Source organism: Microbacterium sp. Leaf288, assembly GCF_001422925.1.
GTDB lineage: Bacteria > Actinomycetota > Actinomycetes > Actinomycetales > Microbacteriaceae > Microbacterium.
Genome location: NZ_LMNI01000001.1, coordinates 858,957 through 882,965, shown reverse-complemented (window position 1 = coordinate 882,965; position 24,009 = coordinate 858,957). Strand labels below are relative to the sequence as shown.

26 protein-coding genes are annotated in these 24,009 nt (G+C 72.1%); 13 read left to right on the top strand and 13 right to left on the bottom strand.

The genetic code is table 11. The annotated features are described in order from the left end of the window. Together ASF40_RS03770 and ASF40_RS03765 are read left to right on the top strand one after the other, a co-directional pair. Positions 1-378: transposase (locus ASF40_RS03770; RefSeq protein ID WP_235560117.1), on the top strand; the 378-nt coding region annotated here is incomplete at its 5' end. Further along, positions 375-1,247: an IS3 family transposase gene (locus ASF40_RS03765; protein ID WP_056366542.1), complete on the top strand. Its 873-nt coding sequence runs from the start codon at positions 375-377 to the stop codon at positions 1,245-1,247. The genes ASF40_RS03770 and ASF40_RS03765, both read left to right, overlap by 4 nt. 236 nt (positions 1,248-1,483) lie before the next feature. On the opposite strand, the gene ASF40_RS03760 is transcribed toward ASF40_RS03765, so the two are convergent. After that, complete coding sequence (locus ASF40_RS03760; RefSeq protein WP_056366539.1) at positions 1,484-2,332, bottom strand: amidohydrolase family protein; 849 nt, start codon at positions 2,330-2,332, stop codon at positions 1,484-1,486. A 75-nt stretch (positions 2,333-2,407) separates the two neighbouring features. Here ASF40_RS03760 and ASF40_RS03755 point away from each other — a divergent pair, with 75 nt between their 5' ends. Next, on the top strand, positions 2,408-3,085 hold the full coding sequence (locus tag ASF40_RS03755) for a FadR/GntR family transcriptional regulator (RefSeq protein WP_056366535.1): 678 nt from the start codon (positions 2,408-2,410) through the stop codon (positions 3,083-3,085). A 123-nt stretch (positions 3,086-3,208) separates the two neighbouring features. Here ASF40_RS03755 and ASF40_RS03750 read toward each other — a convergent pair whose 3' ends face one another. From ASF40_RS03750 to ASF40_RS03735, 4 genes are all read right to left on the bottom strand, one after another. Beyond that, positions 3,209-4,135, bottom strand: coding sequence for a J domain-containing protein (locus ASF40_RS03750; RefSeq protein ID WP_056366531.1), 927 nt, complete (start codon positions 4,133-4,135; stop codon positions 3,209-3,211). Positions 4,136-4,202: 67 nt separating this feature from the next. Further along, positions 4,203-4,742: a hypothetical protein gene (locus tag ASF40_RS03745; RefSeq protein WP_056366528.1), complete on the bottom strand. Its 540-nt coding sequence runs from the start codon at positions 4,740-4,742 to the stop codon at positions 4,203-4,205. Beyond that, the gene (locus tag ASF40_RS03740; RefSeq protein ID WP_056366525.1) at positions 4,739-5,584 is read right to left on the bottom strand and encodes an LssY C-terminal domain-containing protein; all 846 of its coding nucleotides are present in this window, start codon (positions 5,582-5,584) and stop codon (positions 4,739-4,741) included. The genes ASF40_RS03745 and ASF40_RS03740 overlap by 4 nt, the downstream gene beginning before the upstream one ends. 27 nt (positions 5,585-5,611) lie before the next feature. Beyond that, on the bottom strand, positions 5,612-6,685 hold the full coding sequence (locus ASF40_RS03735) for an enoyl-CoA hydratase/isomerase family protein (RefSeq protein WP_056366522.1): 1,074 nt from the start codon (positions 6,683-6,685) through the stop codon (positions 5,612-5,614). Between the two features lie 149 nt (positions 6,686-6,834). Here ASF40_RS03735 and ASF40_RS21580 point away from each other — a divergent pair, with 149 nt between their 5' ends. Then, entirely contained in the window at positions 6,835-8,913 is a 2,079-nt protein-coding gene (locus ASF40_RS21580) for an ABC transporter ATP-binding protein (RefSeq protein WP_082496827.1), read from the top strand. Continuing rightward, the gene (locus tag ASF40_RS03725; protein ID WP_056366519.1) at positions 8,910-9,728 is read left to right on the top strand and encodes an ABC transporter permease; all 819 of its coding nucleotides are present in this window, start codon (positions 8,910-8,912) and stop codon (positions 9,726-9,728) included. Before ASF40_RS21580 ends, ASF40_RS03725 begins: the two co-directional genes overlap by 4 nt. A gap of 15 nt (positions 9,729-9,743) precedes the next feature. Here the strand turns inward: ASF40_RS03725 and ASF40_RS03720 are convergent, their stop codons facing one another. After that, positions 9,744-10,208, bottom strand: a complete 465-nt coding sequence (locus ASF40_RS03720; RefSeq protein WP_056366515.1) for a hypothetical protein — start codon at positions 10,206-10,208, stop codon at positions 9,744-9,746. A 103-nt stretch (positions 10,209-10,311) separates the two neighbouring features. Here ASF40_RS03720 and cofG point away from each other — a divergent pair, with 103 nt between their 5' ends. From cofG to ASF40_RS03695, 5 genes are all read left to right on the top strand, one after another. Then, entirely contained in the window at positions 10,312-12,846 is a 2,535-nt protein-coding gene (gene cofG, locus ASF40_RS03715; protein ID WP_056366512.1) for a 7,8-didemethyl-8-hydroxy-5-deazariboflavin synthase CofG, read from the top strand. Next, positions 12,843-14,312: a flavin-containing monooxygenase gene (locus ASF40_RS03710; RefSeq protein ID WP_056366509.1), complete on the top strand. Its 1,470-nt coding sequence runs from the start codon at positions 12,843-12,845 to the stop codon at positions 14,310-14,312. Before cofG ends, ASF40_RS03710 begins: the two co-directional genes overlap by 4 nt. Next, on the top strand, positions 14,309-15,319 hold the full coding sequence (gene fgd, locus ASF40_RS03705; protein WP_056366506.1) for a glucose-6-phosphate dehydrogenase (coenzyme-F420): 1,011 nt from the start codon (positions 14,309-14,311) through the stop codon (positions 15,317-15,319). The genes ASF40_RS03710 and fgd overlap by 4 nt, the downstream gene beginning before the upstream one ends. Next, complete coding sequence (cofC, locus tag ASF40_RS03700; RefSeq protein ID WP_082496826.1) at positions 15,316-16,041, top strand: 2-phospho-L-lactate guanylyltransferase; 726 nt, start codon at positions 15,316-15,318, stop codon at positions 16,039-16,041. Before fgd ends, cofC begins: the two co-directional genes overlap by 4 nt. Before the next feature lie 207 nt (positions 16,042-16,248). Then, positions 16,249-16,680, top strand: coding sequence for a cupin domain-containing protein (locus ASF40_RS03695; RefSeq protein ID WP_056366503.1), 432 nt, complete (start codon positions 16,249-16,251; stop codon positions 16,678-16,680). A 10-nt stretch (positions 16,681-16,690) separates the two neighbouring features. Here ASF40_RS03695 and ASF40_RS03690 read toward each other — a convergent pair whose 3' ends face one another. The 7 genes from ASF40_RS03690 to ASF40_RS03660 all read right to left on the bottom strand — a co-directional run bounded on the left by ASF40_RS03690 (position 16,691) and on the right by ASF40_RS03660 (position 22,188). Next, positions 16,691-17,434, bottom strand: coding sequence for a sulfite exporter TauE/SafE family protein (locus ASF40_RS03690; protein WP_056366501.1), 744 nt, complete (start codon positions 17,432-17,434; stop codon positions 16,691-16,693). Between the two features lie 2 nt (positions 17,435-17,436). Next, on the bottom strand, positions 17,437-18,420 hold the full coding sequence (gene cofD / locus ASF40_RS03685) for a 2-phospho-L-lactate transferase (RefSeq protein WP_056366497.1): 984 nt from the start codon (positions 18,418-18,420) through the stop codon (positions 17,437-17,439). 7 nt (positions 18,421-18,427) lie between these two features. After that, positions 18,428-19,276, bottom strand: a complete 849-nt coding sequence (locus tag ASF40_RS03680; RefSeq protein WP_056366494.1) for a uroporphyrinogen-III synthase — start codon at positions 19,274-19,276, stop codon at positions 18,428-18,430. A 187-nt stretch (positions 19,277-19,463) separates the two neighbouring features. After that, a complete protein-coding gene (locus ASF40_RS03675) occupies positions 19,464-19,763 on the bottom strand; it encodes a hypothetical protein (RefSeq protein WP_056366491.1) in 300 nt (99 codons plus the stop codon). Continuing rightward, positions 19,753-20,154 (bottom strand): phage holin family protein, encoded by a 402-nt coding sequence (locus ASF40_RS03670; protein ID WP_056366810.1) that lies wholly within the window; start codon positions 20,152-20,154, stop codon positions 19,753-19,755. The genes ASF40_RS03675 and ASF40_RS03670 overlap by 11 nt, the downstream gene beginning before the upstream one ends. A 4-nt stretch (positions 20,155-20,158) precedes the next feature. Next, positions 20,159-20,548 carry a hypothetical protein gene (locus tag ASF40_RS03665; protein ID WP_056366489.1) on the bottom strand — a complete coding sequence of 130 codons (390 nt, stop codon included), beginning with the start codon at positions 20,546-20,548 and terminating at the stop codon, positions 20,159-20,161. Positions 20,549-20,646: 98 nt separating this feature from the next. After that, complete coding sequence (locus tag ASF40_RS03660) at positions 20,647-22,188, bottom strand: protoporphyrinogen/coproporphyrinogen oxidase (protein ID WP_235560116.1); 1,542 nt, start codon at positions 22,186-22,188, stop codon at positions 20,647-20,649. Between the two features lie 62 nt (positions 22,189-22,250). On the opposite strand from ASF40_RS03660, the gene ASF40_RS03655 reads away from it, so the two are divergent. From ASF40_RS03655 to ASF40_RS03645, 3 genes are all read left to right on the top strand, one after another. Beyond that, positions 22,251-22,835 carry an HhH-GPD-type base excision DNA repair protein gene (locus ASF40_RS03655; RefSeq protein ID WP_056366486.1) on the top strand — a complete coding sequence of 195 codons (585 nt, stop codon included), beginning with the start codon at positions 22,251-22,253 and terminating at the stop codon, positions 22,833-22,835. 13 nt (positions 22,836-22,848) lie between these two features. Then, on the top strand, positions 22,849-23,271 hold the full coding sequence (locus tag ASF40_RS03650) for a DUF1801 domain-containing protein (protein ID WP_056366483.1): 423 nt from the start codon (positions 22,849-22,851) through the stop codon (positions 23,269-23,271). Positions 23,272-23,489: 218 nt separating this feature from the next. Then, the gene (locus ASF40_RS03645; RefSeq protein ID WP_056366480.1) at positions 23,490-23,957 is read left to right on the top strand and encodes an NfeD family protein; all 468 of its coding nucleotides are present in this window, start codon (positions 23,490-23,492) and stop codon (positions 23,955-23,957) included. Positions 23,958-24,009 lie beyond the last annotated feature (52 nt).

Here is a 24,009-nt window from a genome sequence, read left to right as displayed (position 1 = left end):
TGGGGTGCCCCAGTTGTGGTGGAGTCTGGTCCTGTGGTGGAGATGAATGCTGGGAGTAGGGATCCCCGGGCTGGTGGGCGCCATCAGTACACGCCGGCAGAGCGGGCCGAGGCGGTGCGGATCGTGCGGTCGTCGAAGGGGCGCACGATCTTGGAGATCGCAGCCGAGCTGGGCATCAATGACAAGACGTTGAATCAGTGGGTGGTGCAGGCGCGCAATGCGGACATCGATCCGGAGGGCTCGATGTCGGATGCCGCGAAGCGGCGGATCCGGGCGCTGGAGGACCAGGTCGCGCAACTGGAGAAGGACCTCGAGTTCGAGAAAAAAGCGCGGGCCTTCACCCAGGCGATCTCACTGCGGCGGAGAAGTTCGAAGTGATCGATGGGTTGAAGGCCGACTTCGGGATCAGGTATCTGTGCGGCAAGCTCGGTGTGTCCGAGTCCGGGTATCACGCCCGTCGGAGCCGTCCGCTGTCGGCGCGGGAATCACGGCGGTGGGAGACGACCTCTCGGGTGCTGGGTGCGTTCGTGCGGTCGGGCCGCGCGGACGGGCACCGCAAGATCGCGGCGACATTGCGGGCCGACGGGTTCCGCGTCAACGACAAGACGGTGCTCGCGGTGATGCGGGATCTGGGCGTGATGCCCCCGGCGGCGCGGGCCGCGTATCGGAAGGCGGCCGCACGGGCCCGACGCGAGCCGGACCCTGCCGACCTGGTGCAGCGCCGCTTCCACGACACCATCCGGCCGGGGACGGTGCTGGTCGGCGACATCACGTATGTCGCCACCGCCGAAGGCTGGTTGTATCTGGCGACCGTCATCGATCTGGCCACCCGCATGGTGATCGGCTGGGCGACCGGGAAACGACAGACCGCGGAACTGGTGGTCACCGCGATGAAACGGGCCCAAGCAACCGGCCATGTCCAGTCGGGTGCGATCTTCCACTCCGACCACGGCACCCAATACCGCTCCAAACGGTTCGCCCGGTTCTGCGCCCGTCACGGCATCCGCCGCTCGATGGGCCAGAACTTCGAATGCTGGGACAACGCGGTCGCGGAGTCCTTCTTCTCGAAGATCAAGAACGAACGACTCCGCTGGCTGCAGCTGACCACCCGTCGACACGCGACCCGTGAGATCGCGGACTACATCCATCACTTCAACACCACACGCCGGCACCAAAGCCTCGGCTACGCAACACCCGCCGACACCATGACCCGACTCACAACCCGACCCGCTGCAACCGCAGCCTGAAACGAAAGGAGCAGGGACCGACTCCACGACACGCGGAGCGCCCTACCCGCCGACACCATGACCCGACTCACAACCCGACCCGCTGCAACCGCAGCCTGAAACGAAAGGAGCAGGGACCGACTCCACGACACGCGGAGCGCCCTAAGGCTGAAGCTCCTGCAGAACCCCGGTTGACCTGTTGATCGAGGGGGGCCTCGCAGCCCCGTCGATGAAGAAGGGGAGCGCGATGGATGCTGCTACCCGAGCCGGTAGACGCGCTCGGCGTTGTCGGCGAGCACCGCCCTCCGGTGGCGCTCGCCGACGCGGTCCTCCAACCACGACGTCACCGTGTCGAGCCACCGCCCGTACGGACCCGACACGGGCCAGTCGCTGCCGAACAGCAGGCGGTCGGGGCCGAAGGCGTCGAGCGCCACGTCGAGGAACGGGCGCATCTGGGCGTCGGTCCACTCGCCGCGTGACTCCGCCGGCAGGCCCGAGAGCTTGCACACCACGTTCGGGCGCTGGGCCAGGTCGCGCAGCGACTCCGCCCACGGGGTGCCGTCGGCGGGGTCGGCGTCGCCGGGCGAACCCACCTCGGGCTTGCCGAGATGGTCGAGCACGATGGCGAGGTCGGGCAGCGCGTCCGCGAGCGCGACCACGTCCGGCAGCCGCTCCCACCGCACGCAGGCGTCGAACGAGAGTCCGGCGGCGGCCACCGCCTCGGCCGAGCGCAGGAAGCCCGGGCGCAGGCAGAAGCCTTCGGGCTCGGACTGCAGCAGCCGGCGCACCCCGACCACGAGCGGACGCTCCGCGAACGCCGCGAGATGCTCTTCGGTGGCGCCGGGATCCTCGAGGGGCGCGCGCGCCACGATGCCCCGCACCGGTACACGGTCCGTGAGCGAGGCGACCCAGTCGACCTCGGCGATCGACTGCTCCGGAGCGCACTCCGCCTGCACGAACACGAACCCGCAGTCCGCCTCGGGAGCCTCCTGCAGGGCGACGTCGAGTTCGTCCGGTCCGAAAGATCGGAGCAGAGCCCCTTCGAGCCACTCGTAGGTCAGGACCTCCCGGTCCCAGAGATGGAGGTGTCCGTCCACGACGCGCATGCCACCATCATGCCGTCGACGCGCGGTGGCCACAGCATCCGATCGTTCCTGACATCGGATGTCTAGGATGGGCCCGTGGCCGTCACCGACGAAGCGATCGAGAAGATCAAGGACATGATCGTCCGCGGCGAGCTGGCGCCGGGGTCGCGCCTGCCTCCCGAGAAGGACCTCGCCGAGCGTCTGGGCCTCTCGCGCAACTCGATGCGCGAGGCCGTCAAGGCGCTCGAGGTCATCCGCGTGCTCGACGTGCGGCGCGGCGACGGCACGTACGTCACGAGCCTCGAGCCGAAGCTGCTGCTCGAGGCGATCTCGTTCGTCGTCGACCTGCACGACGACGACTCGCTGCTCGAGATCTTCGCGGTTCGTCGCGTCCTCGAGTCCCACGCGACGGGGCTCGCGGCCCAGCGTGCGGACGACGACGACGTGGCGGGATTGGATGCCGAGATCCGCGGTGTCGCGACCGACACCGACATCGAGACCCTGGTCGAGCACGACGTGCGCTTCCACAGCGCGATCGCGCGGCTCGCGGGCAACGACTACCTGGCGAGCCTGCTCGAGAGCCTCACCAGCCAGACCGTGCGTGCCCGCGTATGGCGAGGGCTCACGCAGGCGGGCGCGGTCGAGCGCACGCTCGCCGAGCACCGCGCGATCCTCGACGCGATCGCCGACCACGACATCCAGCTCGCCACCTCGGTGGCCCAGGTGCACATCTCGGGCATCGAGCGCTGGCTGCGCCAGGCACGCGACGCCTGAGCCCCGACGCGACGGCTGGCGGCAGCATCCGTCCACTGCACGTGATGTCACCGAGATCACCCGTCATGCACGCGCACGACGGGTGCACTCGGTGAGAGCACGCGATGTGAACGGCCGCGGGCTCTACGCGAAGCGCACGGTCTGCTGCAGGCGCGTGCGGTAGTCGAACACCTCGTTGCCGCCGACGTCGCGGGCGCCCGTGATGCCGCGACGCAGCACCGTGGCCAGGGCGCTGCGCGAGACGACTGCGACGCGCACGCCGCGCACGCGGCCGATCTCGTCGATCGGGGTGAGGACGTCCTCGTCGGGGAGGACGACGATCGCGCCGCTGAACCGCACGCCGGCGGCGCGCGAGATCACCCGCATGCGCGAGAGCAGCTCGGCGAGCGGGGCGCCGGGGACGCCGTCGCCGACGAACTCGCCGCGGCGGATGCGCACCGGGCCGCCGAAATCCTCCGACAGCACGCCGTACAGGCCGCTCGGCCCGAGCACGATGTGGTCGATCTTCGCGTCGGGGTCGGTCCCGCGCCCGGCCGCGGCCACGTCGTGCCACACCGTGTACCCCATGCCGAGGTCGGCCACGATGCGGGCCGTCGCCTCCTCGGCGAGCGCGTCGGCCAGGAGGCGACGCAGCGCCACCGGGACCGAGCGGACGAGCGCCGGGTCGTACGGGTCCTCGAGCGTGACGCCGCGGCCGGCCCACTCGCGGATCAGGGTGAGGTAGCGCTCGCGGCGCCAGCCGCCGGGGTGCCCGTAGGAGCGGGCGCGCGGCCGCGTGTCGGTGCGCGCCGCGGGCGGTCGCCAGCCCGACCACTCCGGAGCCGCCGCCTCGCCGAACCCGTGCCCGCGGTCGTACGCCGCGCGGGCCTCCGGCGTGCCGACGAGCTCCCACGCCCGCTGCACCTGGATGAACACGGCCGCGTCGCCGCCGGTGTCGGGGTGCGTCTGCCGCAGCCGCAGGCGATACGCCTTGCGGAGGGTCTCGTCGTCGACCTCGGGGGCGACCGCGAGCACCTCGTACGCGGACGCCGAGAGCGGACTGTCGAACACGTGCCCTCCCCCGGGACTGCGATGACGGATGCTGCGCGCCGCTGCCTGCGGCGGGACTCAGGTTACGTCACGCCGGGGTATCCGGGCGCCGCTCGTTGCGGCGCGCATACGCGGCGGCGCTGCGGCTCGACAGGGCGAGCAGCAGCAGGATGTCGATGCTCAGCGACAGGAACGTCCCTTGGATCTCGATCTCCTGGCCCTGCGCCCACCACGCGGTGAACGACGTGCTGATCGACAGCACGGCGATGAACATGACGAACACGCGCGCCCAGTTGTAGCCGCGGAAGACGAAGAACGCGAGCGCGAGGTCGATGAGGAGCACGGTCGCCCCGGTGCCGATCACGAGCCACAGCGCGGCCTGCTTCCCTTCCGGCGTCGGGTCGAAGCCCTCGAGCACGGAGTCGGGATCGGAGAGGATCGCGTCCCATCCGGTCGCGATGCTGACGAGCACGACGACGCCGGCGAGCACCCTCAGCACGATGAGCAGAACGCCGGCCACCGTGGAGATCGGACGCTTCATCCCCGGGTCGAAGCGCGGCGGCTTGAGGAGTCGCTTGGCCGGTTCGTATGCGGGCCGCTTGTGCGGCGCGGGCAGCTCGGCGGTCATGCCGGCACCTCCCCCGCGCTCTGCACGCTCGGCTCGACCGCGCGCACGTCGACGATGGGGAGGTCCCCGTCGGTGCGGATGCTGTCGCCGCCGCCGTTGCGGGCGTGATAGCCGGTGGCGAAGTCGGGGATGACGTCCACGGTGACGCGGGAATCGGCATCCGTCACCGTCTGGACGATGTGGTCGCGTTCGACGTCGGTGTCGGCGTCGATGCGGTGGGTGACCTGCAGCGTGAACAGCGACAGCCCGACGCTGGTGTCGAAGGTGCCGGCGGCGAGCCAGTCGACGCGGCGCCCGCCGGGCAGCAGCCAGTCGTCGGGGCACCGCCAGAAGCGCACGTGGTGGCGCTGGGCGGGATTCCCGTCGACCTCCTGCTGGTAGGCGAAGTCCTGCTGGCGTCCGAACAGGAAGAGCGGGCTCACCGGCGCCTCGTCGTAGCTGCGGCGTGTGAGCGTCGACGTGATGATGCGCCACGACGAGCCGAGGGTCACCGGGTCGGCCTCGGTCCAGCCGGCGGCCTCGAGCGATGCGCGGATCTGGTCACCGGTGCCGTGGAACGCGAGGTTCACGGGGTCGCCGAGCAGCCCGTCACTGGTCCGGGTGCGGCCGATGAAGTAGTCCGGCACGTAGATCGTGGTGAGGATGCGGTGCAGCCGCGGCAGCACCAGATACGCGAGCAGCACCCAGAACGCGAGGAAGAACGGAATGCCCCACCACCCGACGTGGAACGTCTCGGTGAGGCTGAGATACGCGAGCCAGAGGGCCGCGAGCCCCGCGAAGACGAAGAAGAACCAGTCGATCGCGACGCCGATCGAGTAGCTCCTCCGCCGCCGGGTGCTCACGATCCCTCCTCGCCGCCGATGCTCGCGTCAGTCCCAGAGCGGAACGTCGGGCCGGTGGCCGAGGGCGGTCTCGGCGACATCGCCGGGCAGGTCGGCGAGGGTCGCCGGCCGCCAGTTCGGGGTGCGGTCCTTGTCGATGACCTGCGCCCTGATGCCCTCCGGCAGGTCGGGCTGGGTCGTCGCGAACCACATCACCAGCCCGTACTCCTGGTCGAGCGCGTCCCTGAGCCCCGGCAGCTCCCGCGCGCGGCGGATCGCGGCGAGCGTCACGGCGAGACCGGTGGGCGACAGTTCGCCGAGCAGATCGGCGGTGGCGGATGCCTCGGGTTCGGGGCGCGCCCGCAGCCTCTCGACGATCCCGCCGACCGTGTCGGCCGCGAACGCGTCGTCGATCCACTCCCGCGAGGCGATGAGCTTCGAGGGCGCCGGGGTCTCGTCGAACAGCAGGACGAGCTCGGTCGGGCTGGAGGGATCGGCCCGTGTCTCGAGCGCGTCGCGGACCGCGTCGAGGTTCTCGTGGGGCACGTAATGGTCGGCGAATCCGGCGTAGATCGCGTCCGAGGCATCCATCACCGCGCCCGTCAGCCCGAGGTACTCGCCCAGGCGGCCCGGCGCATGGGCGAGCAGCCACGTGCCGCCGACGTCGGGGGTGAAGCCGATGCGGGTCTCGGGCATCGCCAGCTGCGAGCGTTCGGTCACGATGCGGATCGCGGCGTGGCCGGCGACGCCGATGCCACCTCCCATCGTGATGCCGTCGGCGAAGGCGACGAACGGCTTCGGGTACTCGGCGATGCGCGCGTTGATGGCGTATTCGGCCCGGAAGAACACCGCCGCGTCGCCGGCGCGGCCGCTCGTGACCTGCTCGGCGAGCCTGCGCACGTCGCCACCGGCGCACAGTCCGCGCTCACCGGCGCCGTCGAGCAGCACCACGTCGACCTCGGTGTCGTGCTCCCATGCGTCCAGCGCCGCGTGCAGCTGCTCGACCATCCCCAGGTTGAGCGCGTTGATCGCGCGGGGCCGGTTGAGAGTGAGGCGCCCGAGCCCTCCGCTCGTGCTCACGAGGACGGTGGGCTCCGCGGCGGCTTCGGCGAGGTCGGTCACGAGCGCAACGTTACCGGCAGGGCGAACTTCTCCCACGCTGAGACCGGATTTCCGCCAGGATGGGACGGAGTTCTGCTGTGAGTCCGCAATGGAGCGGCCCCGTACATTGCCCCGCGGAGTGTCGCCCACGACCAACGAGAGGGTTCGGCATGCCCGAAGGCCAGTCGCTGGAGTTCTCAGGTGTCACGAAGCGCTTCGGCGTCGTCACAGCGGTCGCAGGCCTCACAGCTCGGGTCGAACCCGGACTGGTCACCGGATTCCTCGGTCCGAACGGCGCAGGCAAGACCACGACGCTGCGGATCCTCCTCGGGCTCGTCAAGGCGACGGACGGCCACGCCACGATCGGCGGCAAGCGCTACGCCGAGCTCGACAAGCCGCTGCAGACCGTCGGCGCGGTGCTCGAGGCATCCAGCTTCCATCCCGGCCGCACCGCCACCGCGCACCTCACGATCTACGCGCAGGCCGCGGGCATCGCGAAGTCGCGGGTCGGCGAGGTGCTGGACCTCGTGGGACTGACGGATGCCGCGAACCGCAAGGTCGGCGGCTACTCGCTCGGCATGCGCCAGCGCCTCGGCCTCGCGTACGCGCTGCTCGGCGACCCGGGCGTTCTGGTGCTCGACGAGCCGGCGAACGGACTGGACCCCGAGGGCATCCGCTGGATGCGCGGGTTCCTGCGGCAGCTCGCGAGCGAGGGCCGGACCGTGCTCGTCTCGTCGCACCTGCTCGCCGAGGTGCAGCAGACCGTCGATGCGCTGCTGATCATCTCGCGCGGGCGCCTGGTGTTCCAGGGCGGCGTCGATGAGCTGACGGACCCGCGTGAGTACGCCACCGTCGTCGACGCTCCCGACCGGGCAGCGCTCGGCGCCGCGCTGAAGGCCGCCGACGTGCCCTTCGAGGTGCTGCGCTCCGGGCTCACCGTGCGCGGCGTGGACCCGACCGCGGTCGGCGCGGCGGCTGCCGCCGGCGGGGTCGCGCTCTCGGCACTGCACCGCCGCGGCCCCGCGCTCGAGGAGGTCTTCCTCGATCTCGTGAACGGCACGCGCGTGCATCCGAGCGCGGCCGGAGACGTGGATGCTGCGCCCCCGGCGCCGGTGACGGAGACGGGGTCCGAATCCGACGAGGCGGCCGAGTCGGCGCTCACCGCGGCCGCGCTCGACGCCGAAGCCACCAGCGCCCCCGGCGCCGCGACAGCCCTCGCCGCCGCGGCCGGCGCCGCCTGGGTCTCCGAGGGCGCCGAGCCCGAGCGCCTCGCCGCCGAACCCGCCGCGCACAGCGAGCCCGACACCGGCCCCCGGTCGTTGAGCGAGCCTGACACCGACCCCCGGTCGTTGAGCGAGCCCGCGAGTCGAAACGCAGAGACGAAACGCCCCGACCCCGGCGCGCACAGCGAGCCCGAAGCGCCGGTCGCGCCGGCACCCGTCGCCTACGCGGTCGCGAGCACGGGAGTGATCGACATCGTGCCGTCCGCGGCCCCCGAGGACGCAGACCCCGACGTCGAGGCCATCGGCCAGGTCGACGCAGAACTCTCGGCTGAGCCCGAGGCTGCGCCGACGGGCGAGGAGGGGGCCGCGGCGGAGGCAGCACCGGAACCCGAACCAGAGCCCCAGCCGGAGCCGGAGCCCCAGCCGGAGCCGGAGCCCGAGCCGCAGCCGGAGCCGCAGCCCGGACCCGAGCCGGAGCCGGAGCCGGAGCCCCAGCCCGGACCCGAGCCGCAGCCGGAGCCGCAGCCCGGACCCGAGCCGGAGCCGGAGCCCCAGCCGGAGCCCGCCGATCCGTGGGCCCCCGAAGACGCGGACCCCGAAGACGCGGATCCCGACGTCGAGGCCATCGGCGAGATCGACGACGACCTCTCGACCCCCGAGCCGCCGGACGCCGACGACGACCGCCCGTGGGAGCACTACGTCAAGACCGACTCGGACATCGAGGCGGACGCCTTCTTCGCCGCCTTCGACCACACCGGCCAATCGGCGCCCGGCGCGGAACCCGCGCCCGAGTCCGACCCCGGATCCGCGCCCGAGCCCGAGCCCGAGCCTGAGCCTGAGCTCGAGCCCGAGGCCTGGGTGCCGCCCGAGGCCGAGGCCTTCGAGGATGCCGTCAACCACACTGCCCCCGCGGAGACCGCCGAACCCGAGCCCGAGCCGGGGGCCGAGGCATCCCTCTCCTCCGAAAGCGACCCGGCGGCCGACACCGTCACCGCACCCGCCGACGAGGAAGGGGGCGACCGATGAGTCTCACCGCCGCCACCCGCGCCGAGAGCACGAAGCTGTTCTCCACGAGCATCTGGTGGATCCTCGCGATCGTCCTGTTCGCGTATGTCGCGTTCACCGCGGCGGCCCTCGGGTTCGTCTACGCGGCCGCCGCGACGGGATCGCTCCCCGGCAACGCGCCGCCGCTGCCGGAGGAAGGTCTCGCCGCAACGCTGTACAGCACCGCGACCACCGTCGGCTACGTCTTCCCCCTGCTCGTGGGCACGCTGATGGTCACGGCGGAGTTCCGCCACAAGACCCTCACGCCCACGTTCCTCGCGACGCCGCGCCGCGGCCGCGTGCTCGTCGCCAAGCTCGCCGTCGGCGTGCTCATCGGCGTCGTGCTCGGCCTGATCGGCATCGTCGCGGCCGTCGGCACGTCGGCGGCGTTCCTCGCGGGCTTCGGTCTCGAGACCGGCATCACCTCGCCCGACACCTGGGCGATGCTCGGGCGGATGCTGCTCGCCTACGCCCTCTGGACGCTCATCGGCGTGGGCGTGGGCGCCCTCGTGCGCAACCAGGTGGGCGCGATCGTCGGCGTCCTCGTGTTCACACAGTTCATCGAGCCGATCGGGCGCACCGCCGCCGCTTTCGTGGAGGGGCTGTCGGACGTCACGCGCTTCCTGCCGGGAGCGGCGAGCGATGCGCTGGTCGGTGCGAGCGTGTACGCGGCGACGATCCCGCAGGGCTCGTCGGACCCGCTCGAATGGTGGGTGGGCGGGCTCGTGCTGCTCGGCTACGCGATCGTGTTCGTCGTGCTCGGCCACCTGGTGAGCTGGCGGCGCGACGTCAGCTGACCGGCCCCTGAAAGATCAGACGGCAGGAGCCGGCGCCGGCGTCTTGCGCCCCCGCGGCTTGCGCTCGGGGATGACCGGGATCGTGCCCGTCTCGGCCGCGATGTCGACGACGTCGGTCGGCTCGGCCGCGACCTCGACCCGCAGCGCCTGCACGAGCGCGAGGCCGTGACGGGTGGTGAGGATCACCCGCTGGAACTCGGGGTGGCCCTCGAGGTCGATCACGACGCTGGGCCGGTGACGGCGGATGATCGCGAAGTCGTCGCCACCCGCGGACCGCCAGGTGCCCGCGGCGATGATCCCGCGCACGTGCGTTCCGGGGCTCGGGATGCCCCGCAGCCACGTCCACGCGTCGTCGGTGAGCTGCACCTTGGTGATGGTCGAGCGCTCGATGACGACGTTTCCCTTGCGGAACGACAGGGCGCGCTCGGACACCGACAGCACGACCTCGAGCTGCGTCGAGTCGAGCAGCAGCGTCACCATGTGCCCAGTCTGCCAGCGCGGGCACTCGGAACCGGACTGATTTGCTTACGGGAGGGCAACGATCCCGCGCCCCGGGGTTCGCCGGCGGTGCAAGACTGGATCGGTGACCGTCGTGTCCCCCTCCGTCACCGCGTCCTCGTCCATCGCCGTCGACGCCGTGCTCGCGCGCGCCGCGGCCGGCGAACGTCTCGACGCCGCCGACGCCGAGACGCTGCTCGGTGCGACGGGCGAGCGGTTCGAGCGCCTGCTGGAGATCGCCGGGGAACTGCGCGATGCCGGGCTCGCAGCATCCGGTCGCCCTCGCGTGATCACGTACTCGCGCAAGGTGTTCGTGCCGCTCACGACCCTGTGCCGCGACCGCTGCCACTACTGCGTGTTCGTCGACACCCCCGGGCAGCTGCTCAAGAAGCACAAGCCCGCGTACATGTCGCCCGAGCAGGTGCTGGCCGTCGTGCGGCAGGGCCAGGCGATGGGTTGCAAAGAGGTGCTGCTGACGCTCGGCGACCGTCCCGAGGACCGCTGGCCCGAGGCGCGCGCGTGGCTCGACGAGCACGGGTTCGCCTCGACGATCGAGTACGTCGCGCACATCGCGCGCCTGGTGACCGCTGAGACCGGTCTGCTCGCCCACGCCAACCCGGGAGTCATGAACGCGGACGAGCTGCGGATGCTGCGGCCCACCGCACCGTCGATGGGCATGATGCTCGAGACGACCTCGCGTCGCCTGTTCGAAGAGCCTGGGCAGGTGCACTTCGGCTCGCCCGACAAGGACCCGGCGCTGCGGCTCGAGGTGATCGACGCCGCCGGGCGCGAGCGCGTGCCCTTCACCACCGGCATCCTCGTCGGGATCGGCGAGACCGTGCGCGACCGCGCCGAGTCGCTGGTCGCGATCCGCGAGGCCCACGAACGTCACCAGGTGGATGGACAGGGCCACGTCCAGGAGGTCATCGTCCAGAACTTCCGCGCGAAGCCCCGCACCGCGATGCAGGGCGCACCCGACGCGGAGCTGCTCGAGTACGTCGCGACGGTGGCCGTGGCGCGGCTCGTGATGGGCGCTCGGATGCGCATCCAGGTGCCTCCGAACCTCTCGGACGCCACGGAGTTCGGGCTGCTGGTGCGCGCCGGCACCGACGACTGGGGCGGCGTCTCGCCGCTCACCGCCGATCACGTCAACCCCGAGCGCCCGTGGCCGCACCTCGACGACCTCGCCCGCATGACGGCGGAGCTCGGCTTCGAGCTGCGCGAGCGCCTGACCGCGCAACCCGAGTTCGTGCTCGGGGCCCAGACGTGGATCGATCCCGCGCTGCGCCCCGCGGTCGAGGCGCTCGCGGATCCCGAGACCGGGCTCGCCGCCCCCGGCCGCGCCGCCGTGCCCCCGGCGTCCCCCGCCTCCGCCCCGCCCACGGTCCCGTTCTCCTCTGTTCCGCAGTCACTTCCGGCGGATCGGCCCCCCGGCGACCCGCACGAACTGACTGCGGAACCGCTGGGTCTGAGCTCCAACGGGCGGATCGCTGCGCAGTCAGTTTCGGCGGATCGGGCGTTGGCGGACTCGCACAAGTCGACTGCGGAACAGCGGGGGGCGAGGGCGCGGACGGTGAAGCAGCTCGCGGAGGCCGCGGCGGCGGACCCGCTCGCGCTAGACGACGCCGAGTGGGTCGCCCTCCTCGAGGCGACCGGCGACGACCTCGACGTACTCGCGGCTACCGCCGACGACGTGCGTCGGTACACCGTGGGCGAAGCGGTCACCCTTGTGGTGAACCGCAACCTCACCTCCACCTGGCTCCGCCCGACCACGGGCGACGACCCCGCGACCTTCACCCTCGACGACGTCGAGGCGATCGCGGCCGACGCGTGGGATCTCGGCGCCACGGAGCTCTGCGTGCAAGGGCTGCTCCCGGCTTCCGAAGACCCCTCGGGCTACCTCGACATCGCGCGTGCGGTGAAGGCCGCTGCCTCCGGCATCCATCTCCACGCCTATCGCCCTCAGGACGTGCGCGACCTCGCCGACCGCTCCGGTCTCTCGCTCGGCGCAGCCCTCGCCGCGATGCGCGAGGCGGGCGTCGACACCGTGCCGGGCACGGGCGTCAAGGTGCTGAGCGAGCGCGTGCGCAGGCTGGTCGCGCCGACCGACCTCGAGATCGACCGCTGGGTCGAGGGCATCACGGCGGCGCACCGCGGCGGATTCCGGTCGACGAGCGTCATCTTCTACGGTCACGTCGAGACCGCGGCCGAGCGCATCGCGCACTTGCGACAGCTGCGGGCCATCCAGGGCGAGACGCGCGGCTTCAGCGAGTTCGTGCCGATCCCGCTGCCCGGACCCGCCGGCGGCGTCCCCCTGGTCTCGGGCCGCGCCCCGCTCGACGAGCACCGCGCGATGGTCGCCGTCTCGCGGCTGCTTCTGTCGGGCAGCATCCCGCACATCCAGATCCCGTGGACGCGCGTCGGGCGCGAGGCATCCGTCGTCCTGCTGCAGTCCGGCGGCGACGACCTCGGCGGCACCCTGCTCGACGGCCGCGTGAAGCCCGAGGCGGGCATCGAGCACGGTCTCGAACTGCCGGTGACGGATGCCTCGGCGATGGTCGCGCGCCTGTTCCGGCCGTTCCGCCTGCGCACGACGACGTACGGTCAGGTCCTGCGGTGACCCGCGTCGAGGTCGCGATCGTCGGTGCCGGATTCGCCGGCATCGGGGTGGCGTCGGCACTGCGCCGCGCGGGCCGCGAGGACTTCGTGGTGCTGGAGCGGGCGGAGTCCGTCGGCGGCACCTGGCGCGACAACACGTACCCGGGCATCGCGTGCGATGTGCCCTCGCACCTCTACGGCTTCGCGGCGCACCCGAACCCGGCGTGGTCGGGCACGTACGCGAAGGGCGCGGAGATCCACGCGTACCTCGAGCACGTCGTCGACGTCGAGGGCCTGCGCGACCGGGTGCTCCTGCGCACCCCGATGCGCGGGGCCGCCTGGGATGCTGCGCACGACGTGTGGCGGCTCACCACGCCGTCCGGCGTCATCACGGCCGACGTGCTCGTGCTCGCGTGCGGGCGTCTCACCGAGCCGACCATTCCACGCTTCGCCGGGCTCGAGCAGTTCCCGGGGCCGCTGTTCCACTCCGCGCGGTGGGACCACTCGGCGGATCTCGCCGGCGCCCGCGTCGGCGTCGTCGGCACGGGTGCGAGCGCGGTGCAGATCGTCCCCGAGCTCGCACGCACGGCGGCGCACGTCACGCTCTTCCAGCGCACGCCCGCGTGGATCGTGCCGCGCGGCGGCGACGCCTACTCCGACGCCGACCGCGCCCGCTTCGCCGCGTCCCCGCAGGCGCTCGAGGCCCTCCGCGCCGACCTTTACGCCGAGGGCGAGGCGCGTTTCGCGTCGCGCGCGGGCGACTCCGCCGCGGCGGCGGACGCCGAGGCCGTGGCGCTCGCGCACCTGGAGCGTCAGGTCGCCGACCCCGCGCTGCGTGCCGCTCTCACCCCCGACTACGCGTTCGGCTGCAAGCGCGTGCTGCTGTCGGACGACTTCTACCCCGCTGTCGCGTCCGAGGCCGTGACCCTCGTGCCCGATGCGCTCACCGAGGTGGACGGCTCGACGCTCGTCGCCTCCGACGGCACCCGCCACGAGGTCGACGCTCTGGTCCTCGCGACCGGATTCGCCTCGACGCGCCAGCCCTACGCCGAGCTCGTCACAGGCGAGGGCGGTGTGACGCTCGCCGAGCACTGGTCGGGTGGAATGACGGCGTTCGCGTCGACGGTCGTCGCCGGCTTCCCGAACCTCTTCGTGCTCAACGGGCCGAACGCCTCGCTCGGCCACTCGTCGTCCGTGCTCATGATCGAGGAGCAGGCGGGGTACGTCACGCGCGTCCTCGACGCGCGTGGCGGCCGGGTGCTGCGCGTCGACCCCGAGGCCGAGCGCACCTACACCGACGAGATCGCCCGGGCTGCGGCATCCACCCGCTGGATGACCGGCGGCTGCCGCAACTGGTACGTCGACGAGCGCTCGGGGCGGCTCGCCCTGCTCTGGCCGGGCACCGTCGACGCCTTCCGGGAGCGACTCGCCCGCGCCGACGGCTCCGAGTTCCTGCCTGCACCCGCCATCGAAGGGATACCCGCATGACCGTTCCTCTGCGCTTCGGCTACAAGGCCTCCGCCGAGCAGTTCGGCCCGGCCGAGCTGCTCGACTACGCGATCCAGGCCGAGGAGGCCGGGTTCGACTCGGTGTTCATCTCGGACCACCTGCAGCCGTGGCTGCACGACGGCGGGCATGCCCCCGCGTCCGTCCCGTGGCTCGGCGCGCTCGGCGCGAAGACCTCGCGCGTGCTCATCGGCACGTCCGTGCTCACGCCGACGTTCCGCTACAACCCGACGGTCGTCGCCCAGGACTTCGCGACGCTCGGCGTGATGTACCCGGGGCGCGTGATCCTCGGCGTCGGCACCGGCGAGGCGCTCAACGAGGCGAACCTCGGCATCACATGGCCCGATCCGCCGGAGCGGTTCCAGCGCCTCAAGGAGGCCATCGGCCTCATCCGCCGGCTGTGGTCGGAGGACCGCGTCAACTTCGACGGCACGTACTACACGGCCCGCAACATCACGATCTACGACAAGCTCCCCGAGCCCGTGCCGATCTACATCGGTGCCGCCGGCCCCGCCGCGACGCGCCTCGCCGGCCGCATCGCCGACGGCTTCATCACGACGTCGGGCAAGAAGCGCGAGCTGTACACCGACACGCTGCTGCCGGCGCTGCACGAGGGACTCGAGAAGGCCGGCCGACCGGCCGACGCGATCGACACGCTGATGGAGATCAAGGTCTCGCTCGACGAGACCATCGAGGCCGCGAAGGAGAAGACCCGCTTCTGGGCGCCCCTGGCGCTCACGCCCGAGGAGAAGATGGGCATCGACGACCCCATCGAGATGCAGCGGCTCGGCGAGGCGCTGCCGATCGAGCGCGCGGCGTCGCGGTTCATCGTGTCGGACGACCCCGACGAGCACGTCGAGCGCATCGGCTGGTACATCGGCCTCGGCTTCCGCCACCTCGTCTTCCACGACCCGGGCCACGACCAGGGCGCCTTCCTGCGGATGTACGGCGAAGAGATCCTGCCGCGCCTGCGCGCGAAGTACGCGTGACCCCGCTGTTCGGCCGGCGCCGCCGCAACTCCTCGGAGTCAGCGACGCCACCGCTGAGTTCGACCTCTTCCAGCCCGTCCGGCGCGGAACCCGAGGAGTCGCCGTCGCCGCGCTGGGTCGTCGTGGTGCCGGTCAAGCCGTCGGCCCGCGCGAAGTCGCGGCTCGACGTCGACGGCGTGGGGCGCGCGGATCTCGCCCGAGCCATCGCGCTCGACACGCTCGCTGCGGCGACCGCGTGCGATCTCGTCGCGCAGGTCGTGGTGGTGACCGACGACGCCGCCCTCGCTCGTGAGGCCGCGATGATCCCGGCGCTGCGGTTCGTCCCCGAAGGCGACGCGCGCGGGCTCGACGCCGCGGTGGCGGCGGGCGTCGCGGCGATCGATCCGGACGGACGGATGCCGCGCGCCGCCCTCCTCGGAGACCTTCCGGCGCTGCAGCCCGCCGACCTCGCGGACGCGCTGCGGGCCGCAGCATCCCTCCCCCGCGCTGTCGTTCCCGACGCGGAGGGCACCGGCTCGACGCTGGTGACCGCGGGGCCGGGCACCCCGTGGGAGTCGTCCTTCGGCGACGGCTCGTTCGCGCGGCACGTCGCGCGGGGGTGCGTGGCCCTTCCGATTCCGGATGCCTCGACCCTCCGCCGCGACGTCGACACCGCCGACCAGCTCGACGCCGCGCGCATGCTGGGTCTGGGCCCGCGCACGGCGGCCCTTCTCGCGCGCTGAGGCCGCGGCATCCGTCCCCTCGGGCACCGTAGCGCCCGCCGAGTCGGCCCTTCCGGTCACCGGCCCGTCCGGAAGCGACCGCACCGGCCGACCCCGCCGGCGTCGCCTCGCGATCCGCGGGGCACAGTCGGCCTGTCCAGTCGCAACGCGTGCCTGAGGCGACCGCACCGGCCGACCCGACCCCGCCGGCACAGCTAGCCTGGCCCGATGAGCGACTACCAGGTGCTGGAGATGGGCGGGCTCGACGAGTGGCGGGCGCACTACGGCGGGTTCACGCCCGAGAAGTCGCGCGACGGACGCCGCGTCGTCGACCACGACATGACGATGCAGTACATCGGCATGACCGCGAACGCGTTCGAGCCGGGTGAGCAGGCCGGCTACTGGCACTCGCACGCCCGTGTCGAGGAGCTGTACGTCTTCCTCGCCGGCCGGGGGCAGATGGGCCTCGACGACGACATCGTCGACGTCGGCCCCGGCACCGTCGTGCGGGTGGGTCAGGGCGTGTGGCGCACGTGGCGGGCGACGCCCGACAGCCCCGAGCAGCTGCGGTGGCTGTGCCTCCGCGCCAGCGGAACCGAGCTCCCGCGCCTCCCCGACGACAGCACGCGCGACAACGACCGCCCCTCCCCGTGGGGATGAGCGCGGCGGGTCAGACGATCAGCAGGTAGACCGCGCCGACGATCGTGAAGGCGATCACGAGCTTCTCGAAGACGGACTGCGGCATGCGATCGGCGAGCCACCTTCCGAGGAACGCCGCGGCGACGACGAGTGGCACGAGCACGAGGTCGATGAGGATCCCCGGCACCGTGATGATGCCGATGCCGATCGAGAACGGCACCTTGAACAGGTTCACGATCGCGAAGAACCAGGCCGCCGTGCCGAGGAACGCCTTCACCTCGAAGCGGGCCGCGAGGAAGTACATCGACATCACGGGTCCGGCGGCGTTCGCGACCATCGTGGTGAAGCCGCCGAGGGTGCCGTAGGTCGCTGCGGCGACGCGGTGCGAGCCGCCCGCCTCGACGCCGGAGGCGAACCGGCGCCGCAGCAGCGTGATGGCGATGACGGCCAGCAGGATCACGCCGATCGATTTCTTCACCCACACGTCGTCGGCGAACCACAGGAAGACGACGCCCAGCAGCACGCCCACCACGACCGCGGGGGCGAGCTTGATCAGGGTGCGCCAGTCCGCGTGCCGGCGGTACATGGTCACGGCGAAGATGTCGGCGACGATCAGCAGCAGGAGCAGGACGCCGGTCGACTGCTTCGCCGGGAGCACGGCCGCGAAGATGGCGACGGCGATCGTCCCCGCGCCGGGCACGGCGGTCTTCGACAGGCCCACGACGACGGCTCCGAGGCCGAGCAGCGCCCACGCCCACCACGCGAGTTCGGGCACGCTCACACTCCGGCGGCGGTGAGCGCCGCCTCGCCGAGAGCGGTCTGGCGCGCAGCATCCGTCATCCAGAGCGGTCGGACGAGAGGACGGATGCCGAGCCCCGCGACCTCGTCGGCGACGGCCTCGTCCTCCTCGGCGAGGAGCCACGCGTCGAGCAGCCCGCCGCTTTCGCGGGCGCCGTACAGGCCCGCGACCGCCGTCGCAGAGGTCTCGACGCCGATCGCGGCCAGGCACACGTCGGCCATGCCGCGCACGACCTTGCCGCCGATGATCGGCGAGACCCCGACGACAGGGGCCCGCGTCGCACGCACCGCCTCGCGCACGCCCGGCACGGCGAGGATCGGGCCGATCGACACCACCGGGTTGGAGGGCGCCAGCAGCACGGCGTCCGCCTCGGCGATCGCCTCCGCGACGCCGGGGCCGGCGATCGCCCCGTCGATGCCCGGGTTCTCGAACCGCTCGGGCGCGAGGGTCGCGCGGTGCCGGGTCCACCACTCCTGGAAGTGCAGGCGCGTGCCGTCGGCGAGCACCACGACGGTGTCGACCTCGCTGTCGGTCATCGGCAGCAGGCGCGCGCCGAGGTCCCAGCGGTGCGACATGCGCTCGAGCACGTCGGTCGGCGTGAGCCCCTCGCGCAGCCAGCCGGTGCGGGCGAGATGCGTGCCGAGGTCGAGGTCGCCGAGGGTGAACCACGGCCAGCCGGCACCCCACTCCTGCAGTTCGTGATTGACGCGCTCGCTGTCGCCCTGCCGGCCCCAGCCGCGCTCGGCGTCGTTGACACCGGCGAGCGCATAGGTGATCGAATCCACGTCGGGCTGCAGGCGCACGCCGGAGAGCCAGATGTCATCGCCGGTGTTGACCACGACCGTCAGCGCGGCGGCGGTGTCGTCGATGCCGCGGGCGCGCAGCGCGCCACGGACCCCGAGGACGAAGCGGGAGCCGCCGACTCCGCCCGCGAGCACGACGATGCGGGGCGTGCCGGTCACGGGCGGGTCAGTTCCGGGTGTCGATGCCGCCGAGACGCGGAATCATGCCGGTCTTCGGGGCGAACTCGTCGGCCGCGTGAGGGAGGGAGAACTTGCCGACGGCGTCGATGAGGGCATCGACGGTCTGCGCATCGGCCACGACATCCACGTCGAGGCCCGCGCGGCGCGCGTCCTTGGCGGTGCGTGGGCCGATCGCAGCGATCAGCGTGGTGTCGGGGATCTCGGGGAACTGCTCGTGCACCTGCTGCGCGACCGAGCCGCTGGTCACGAGGATCGCATTGATGCGGCCGGAGTGGACGTCCTCGGCGATGCGCTCGGTGACGGGGACCCCGACCGTGCGGTACGCGACGACGCTCCGGACGCGGTGCCCGGCCTCGGTGAGCATGCGGGTGAGGACCGGCTTCGCGATCTCGCTGCGGAGGGTGAGGATGTCGCGCGCTTCGGGCTCGAGGCCGATGAGCTGCTCCGCCATGCCGGCTGCGGAGTTGTCGCGCTCGGGGACGAGGTCGACGCGATAGCCGACGGCGAGGAGCGCGGCAGCTGTGGTCTCGCCCACGGCGGCGACCTTCGTCGTCGCCGGGACGACCGCGCGGTAGGCGTAGAGGACGTCGACCGTCGTCGCGCTCGTGACCGTGAGCCACTCGAACTTGCCGGCGGCGAGGTCGGCGAGCGCCTGGTCGAGCGACGCCTGGTCGTTCGTGGGGGCGAAGTTGATGAGCGGGGCGATCACCGGGATCGCGCCCTGACGGCGGAGAGTCGCTGCGACGCCGTCGCCCCAGGGGCCGCCACGGGGCACGAGAACGCGCCAGCCGGTCAGAGGTTTGACGGACTGCTGCTGTGCTGCGGCGGAATTCATAGGGGGGTCGACTCTCGATGATGCTCAGTCGGCCGCCCAGGAAAGATCGAGGCAGCCGATGCGCGATTCGAATCGGGTTCGCGCGATCGGCAGCTAACGCATCATTGCACTGCCTTGCCTCCCGAGCATACCCCCGATCGCGCGAGGCGTTGCCTCGGCGGTGTGGAGAGCGGGAATCCGGGCGGGATCAGCGCGTATAGAGGCGGACGAAGCCCCAGACCGCCGCGCCGATCGCGGCGGCGCCCGCGATGACCGCGACGGCGGTGAGCGCGGGGTTGCGGCGATTGAACGCGCGGGCCTGCTCGATCCGCTCGTCGAGGACGCGTTCGACCCGGCGGGGGACGTTCGCCTTCTCCTCGATGGCGGCGAGCGCCGCCTTGAGCTCGGTCCTGGCCTGCTCGACAGGGTCGCCGATGCCGAGGGGTACGGCGGTTCGAGGCAGCGCGACGGAGTTCTTCGACAGCGGCACGGGCGCGTCAGAGCTCATCGCGCACCTCCTTCACATCCAGGGCGATCGATTGGACCGGGTTGCGGCGCTCGCCGATCCGGCGGAAGTAGAGGACGCCGATGAACGCGAACACGGCGGTGACGACCAGCATCGCGAAGAACACGACGAGCGCCGACAGCCACACGGGCCACCACGACGACAATCCCGCGATCACGAACGTGCCGAACACCGGGACCGACCAGAACAGCACGAACAGCGCGGCGAAGACCCACAGGGCTCCCCATCCGCCGTCTTTCGCGGTCTTGGCGAGCCAGGCCTTCGCGGCGTCGATCTCCGCGATGACGAGGTTGCGGACGAGCTCCGGGATCTCACCCAGCAGGGTGAGCAGGCTGTCGTCCGCGCGGTCGCGGAAGCCGCGGGGGGTGGTCATCACGTCAAGCCCCGCCGCGACCGTTCTCGGAAGCGTCGTCGACGGCGTCCTCGACGGCGTCCTTCACAGCCTTCGCCGAGGTCTGCGCCGCCGTGCCGACGTCATCGGCCGAGTCCTTGCCGACCTTGATGGCCGCGTCGAGCTTCTGCCCGGCGGTGCCCTTCGAGCCGGCGGCCTGCGTGACCTTCACAGCCGACTCCCACAGCGTCGACGGCAGCGCCATCGCCTGCGACTTGGCGAAGTCCTTGACCTTGCCGACCTGGCTCTGCACAGGCTCCGTGTTCCACACCTTCAGCCATTGCGTCTTGATCTGCTCGTAGCGTTCACGACCCGCGCGCGTACCGAGCACATACCCGATCGCAAGTCCGATGACCAGTCCTGCCTTGCCCTTCATGAGGTCTCCTCACGCTCGGTGTGACCTGACGACCTTCCCAGGGTAGCCCTGTATGCCGATTCCGGCATCCACCCTTGACAGGGGCTCGGGCGGAGGGTTCACTCTGCTGCCTCGGCACCCCACAGAGCCCTGCGGCGAAGGCGGTCGGCCTCGTCCTGAGCGTCGGCGACGACCTGTGCGAGGCCGCTTCCCGACAGCCACGCGCCGACCGCGGCGAGCCCCGGTGCGCGGCTGATCGCGGCTCGGGCGGCGTCGGTGCGCTCACGTCGGCCGAGGGCCGATGCGGGAGGAACGAGGGTGTACGCGTCGCGGCGCGCGCCGGCGATCCGGCCCTCGTCGAGCTGCACCCCGAGGAGGACGGATGCCTCGGCCACGGCCATCACCGCCGCGTCGGCGTCGGACAGTCCCTCGGTCGCCGGAGCGATCCCCGGGGCGCCGAAGGCGACGCGCAGGACGTGGCGCCCAGCGCCCGCGTCCCGCGCCAGCCACTCCCACCGAGCGGTCTCATGGACGAGGCCGGTCGCGCGCGAAGCGCCCGGGACGGCGTGGACGTGAGCGCCGCGCGGCGCAGCGTCGAGCTCTGGCGCGTCCACGACGAGCGTCACGACGTCGCGGGCGATGCCTGCGGCGGCGACGTCGGCGAACGCGGGGCTGCCGAGCGCGGCGGCGAGGAGCGCACGCGCCGTGGTCTCGTCGGTCGCGACGATGACCGCATCGGCGTGCAGCCGGTCCGGTGCGGCGACCGCACCGTCGGGCGCGATCGTCGCGAGTTCCACCGTCCAGCGTCCGTCGCTGCGGACGACACCCGTCGCCAGCGCTCCGGTGTGGATGGCGACCTCGCGCTCGGCGAGCCTCTCGGCGAGCGCGGCGGTGAGCTGCGGCATCCCACCGTCCAGTCCCTCGATCGAGGCGCTCGGGGCATCGACGCGTACGTCGGCGACCGCACCGCCGAGCCACCCGGTGCGGGTGAGCGCGTTGCTGAGTCCCGGGGCGGCGACCTCGACGTCGACGTCGACGGGGTCGAGGCCGAAGCGGTCGATGGTGAGCGGTGCCACCAGGCGATCCAGGACCATGTCGCCCATGCGGCCGTCGACGAGCCGGCCGAGGCTGCGCTGGGCGCCGATCGTGAGCGGGGGACGCAGGCGATCGACGTACGCGCGCCACGTGCCGCCCCATCCGATGATCCGGCGCACGCTCTCGTCCCACGGGTTGGCGGGGATTCCGAGCACCTGCTCGGCGGGCAGCGGCGCCGCGGCACCCTTCGGCAGGCCCGCGATCCACTCGCGGTCGTCGCGCGGGCGCACGATCGCGGCATCCGGCAGCACGTCGTCGACGAGTCCGCGCACGGTGCCGCCGCGGGTCGACCAGCAGGTCACACCGGTCTCGAGCTCGAGCCCCGCGATGCGGGCGGACCCGATCGTGCCGCCGAGGCGATCGGATGCCTCCACCAGCGTCACCGCCATGCCGACCTTGGCGCACTCCCACGCCGCGACGAGCCCGGCGATGCCGCCGCCGATGACGACCACATGCGTCTCGCGCGCGTGCTCGACGAGTTCCTGGAACGGCTCGGAGGCGGGGCCCTCGTGCCCGGAGGGTGCAGGCGACCCGCCGGCGTCGGGAGCGGGCGTGGGGATGGTCACGGCATCCATCCTCCCATCCGCGAACTGTGCCGGCAGGGGCGGGCGGTGGGAGACTGGGCCGCATGACGCTCCACATCACGGGCGACGACGCCGCCGACCGCCTGCTCACCGACGACCCGCTCGCCCTGCTGATCGGCATGCTGCTCGACCAGCAGGTCGCGATGGAGACGGCATTCGCCGGACCGCTCAAGATCTCCGAGCGCGCGGGGACGCTGGATGCCGCGGCGCTCGCGAGCTTCGACCCCGAGGCGTTCACGGAGCTCTTCAAGGCGACGCCGGCGGTCCACCGGTTCCCGGGCTCGATGGCAGCACGCGTGCAGGCGCTCTGCGCGGCGGTCGAGCAGGACTGGGGCGGCGACGCGTCGGCGATCTGGGCCCGCCCGGCCGCGGATCCCGCCGAAGCACCGGACGGGCCGACCGTACTGAAGCGGCTGAAGGCCCTGCCGGGCTTCGGCGAGCAGAAGGCGAAGATCTTCCTGGCTCTCCTCGGCAAGCAGTACGGCTACACCGGTGCCGGCTGGCGCGAGGCGGCCGGCTCGTACGGCGACGAGGGGTCGTTCCGCAGCGTCGCCGACATCGTCTCGCCGGAGTCCCTGACGAAGGTGCGCGAGCACAAGCGCGCGATGAAGGCCGCGGCCAAGGGCTGACCGGGAGGCGGCGATGAAGAAGACCGGTGGGGACGTCGACGAGTTCGTCGCCGCGGTGCGGCCCGCGAAGCGTCAGCGCGATGCCGCCCGGATGATCGATCTCCTGCGCGAGGTGACGGGTCGCGAGCCCGAGCTCTGGGGCACCATCATCGGGTTCGGCTCATGCCACTACCGCTCGGCGGCCGGCGGCGAGGGCGACGCACCGATCGCGGCGTTCTCGCCGCGGCGCGAATCCACGACGGTGTACACGCTGCGCACCGCCGCGCACGGCGAGCGGCTCGCGGATCTGGGCCCGCACGAGACCGGCGTCAGCTGCCTGTACATCAAGGACCTCGACGCGGTCGATGCCGGCGTGCTCCGCGAGATCGTCGCCGAGGACTACCGCCGCGTGCTCGCCGGCGAGACCGGCGACACGACCTACACCGTCACGGACTGACCGCCCGATCGGGTCGCGGGATTCGCACCGTCAGCCCGCTGTCCCCTCTGGCGTCCCGCTGTCACGGCGCTGTCATCGTGCCGTCGACGGGGACGGATGCCTCGACAGCACGCCCGCGGAGCGCGTTTTCCACATCCGGTCCCAGGATTGGACACCGGGTCCCAACCGCTGGCTAGGGTGGAAGGACCCGCCCGCACCGCACCCTTGCAGGAGACACCGTGCTGCCCTTCCTGATCGTCGGAGGCGTCGGCCTCGCCGTGCTGCTGATCTCGCTCATCGTCGGCGACATCTTCGACCACTTCGACATCGGCGACGGCGCCATCTCGGGCACCGCTCTGGGGATCGCGGCCGTGGTGTTCGGGGCATCCGGCGCCCTCACCACGACGAACGGCCTCGACACGCTCTGGGCGTACGTTCTCGCCGCAGTGCTGGCGATCATCGCCTACGTCATCGCCGTGCTCTTCGTGAAGCGGCTGACCAAGAGCTCGGACGGCGTGCCGGCATCGGCGCTCGGCCTGTCGGGCGTCACGCGCTCGACGGTCTCCCCGGCCGGCGGCGAGGTCAGCCTCGACGGTCCCCACGAGGTCGAGCGCCGCCTCGCCTACGCGGACGACACCATCGCCGAGGGCGTGCGCGTGCGCGTCATCGAGCACACCGGCACCCGCGTCAAGGTCGTCGCGGAGTAGATCCCCACCGCGGTCCGGGTCGGGAACCCCGGGTCGCGGCATCCCACGAGAA